Origin of the sequence: Microbacterium sp. BF1, from assembly GCF_019279095.1 — a bacterium.
GTDB classification, from domain to species: domain Bacteria; phylum Actinomycetota; class Actinomycetes; order Actinomycetales; family Microbacteriaceae; genus Microbacterium; species Microbacterium maritypicum.
The window spans coordinates 1-1862 of record NZ_JAGYWT010000479.1 but is presented as its reverse complement, the minus strand read 5'-3'; the positions used below and the strand labels follow the sequence as shown (position 1 = coordinate 1862).

Below are 1862 nucleotides of genomic sequence, written 5' to 3'. Positions count from 1 at the left end.
TCTTCGTGGTGTTCTTCGCCACCGACTTCCTCGGTCCGTTCCAGAGCTTCCTGATCACGCTCGGTGTGCCGCTCGCCTCGTGGGCCGGAATCCTGATCGCCGACATCCTGCGCCGGAAGAAGGACTAGGCGGCGGTGTTCTCGGGCATGCGGGCGCTCCCTTGCGATCGCGGACGGCGAGGTTTAGGCTGTGTTCAATAGTAGAACTCTGTGTTCGAATATAGAACACGGCGGTTCAGGATGCAAGACCCGACAGGCAACACCCGACGAAGAAGTCCGGAAGGAATCGACGACGATGCAGTTCCACCACCACGGCTACGTCTCCGCTGACCCGCGCGTGCAGGACGCCGCCGGTATCGGCGCCGCGCGCTCCGCCGACCTTCCCGACCAGATCGACGTGCTCATCGTCGGATCGGGGCCGGCGGGAATGCTCCTCGCGGCCCAGATGGCGCAGTACCCCGGCATCTCCACGCGCATCATCGAGAAGCGCGACGGCCGCCTCCCGCTCGGCCAGGCCGATGGCATCCAGCCGCGCAGTGTCGAGACGTTCCAGGCGTTCGGGTTCGCCGAGCGGATCATCGCCGAGGCCTACAACATCGGCTGGATGAACTTCTGGGGGCCGAACCCCGACAAGCGCGACGAGATCGTCCGCACCTCCCGCACGTCCGACTACGCCTACGACATCTGCGAGTTCCCGCACCTGATCGTCAACCAGGCGCGAGTGCTGGACTACTTCGCCGAGGCCGCGGCGAACGGCCCCGGACGGATCGTGCCCGACTACGGGGTCGAGTTCACCGGTCTCACGGGCCACGACACGGGGGAGTACCCCGTGGAGGTGGGGATCCGCTACGTCGCCGGCGAGCGGGCAGGAGAGGCGAGGATCATCCGCGCCAAGTTCGTCGTGGGGTGCGACGGTGCCCGCAGCGGTGTGCGCCAGGCCATCGGGCGCACGCACGTGGGCGCCTCGGCCGCGCACGCCTGGGGCGTCATGGACGTGCTCGTCAACACCGACTTCCCGGACTGGCGCACCAAGTGCGCCATCAACTCTGAGGCGGGCAACATCCTGCACATCCCGCGCGAGGGCGGATACCTCTCGCGCATGTACATCGACCTCGGCGAGGTCGCGGACGACGACGATCACCGGGTGCGGCAGACGCCCATCGAGGAGATCATCCGTCGCGCCAACGAGATCCTGCACCCGTACACGCTCGACGTGCGCGAGGTCGCCTGGCACAGCGTGTACGAGGTCGGACACCGCGTCACCGACGGCTTCGACGACGTGATCGACGGGTCGGGGCGGACGCCGCGCGTGTTCCTCACCGGAGACGCCTGCCACACGCACAGCGCCAAGGCGGGCCAGGGCATGAACGTGTCCATGCAGGACGGCTTCAACCTCGGTTGGAAGCTCGGCTCGGTGCTCACCGGACGCGCGTCCGAAGACCTGCTGGCCACGTACGGCGCCGAACGGCGGCCCGTGGCGCAGCAGTTGATCGACTTCGACCGCGAGTGGTCGAGCCTGATGGCCCGAAAGCCCGAGGAGATCTGCGACCCCAACGAGCTGGCCACCTACTACCTCGCGACGGCCGAGTTCCCGTCCGGATTCATGACGCAGTACACCTCGTCGATGATCACCGGGTCCGACACGCACCAGTCCCTCGCCCCGGGATATCCGCTGGGCAAGCGTTTCAAGTCGGCCGAGGTCGTGCGGGTCGGCGACGGCAACGTGGTGCACCTCGATCCGCACGCCGAGGTACGGACTGAGTCGTTCGCCGACACCCGGCTGCCCGAAGCCTCGTTCGATGCGGCGATCGGGAACGTGCCGTTCTCAGACGTGACCTTGCACGACCCGGTGCACAATCCGAC

1 protein-coding gene is annotated in these 1862 nt (G+C 67.2%); it reads left to right on the top strand.

Annotated features, from left to right (window positions below):
- Positions 1–294: 294 nt before the first annotated feature.
- A partial coding sequence (locus KZA10_RS13870) for an FAD-dependent monooxygenase (protein WP_256934865.1) occupies positions 295–1862 on the top strand: 1568 nt, incomplete at its 3' end.